The organism is Finegoldia sp. P1-F-LS, from assembly GCF_052932205.1.
Genome location: NZ_JBRFJH010000042.1, coordinates 1 through 264, shown reverse-complemented (window position 1 = coordinate 264; position 264 = coordinate 1). Strand labels below are relative to the sequence as shown.

Here is a 264-nt window from a genome sequence, read left to right as displayed (position 1 = left end):
CTTGTCAGCATCTGTTTGTGCTGGTGTTGTATCTTTTACTGTTACAGGTACTTCTTTTTCTTCGCTTGTTCCATCTGGATAAGTTACTTTGATTTTTCCTGTGTAGTCACCAGGTTTGTTTGTATCAATTGCTCCTTCTGGAGTTACATCTTCTACTTTTGTGCCTTCTGGAAGTTTGTCTAGGTTTGTTACGTTGTCTGTTAAGTCAACTTTTCCGCCTTTTTCGATTTCTTCCTTCTTAACTTCTGGTTCATACTTGTCAGC

Annotated in this window: 1 protein-coding gene; it reads right to left on the bottom strand. The window is 38.6% G+C overall.

Features of this window, described 5'->3' with window-relative positions; genetic code table 11:
- The coding region (locus tag ACU68Y_RS09200) for a Rib/alpha-like domain-containing protein (RefSeq protein ID WP_446755922.1) at window positions 1-264 on the bottom strand (264 nt) is incomplete at both ends.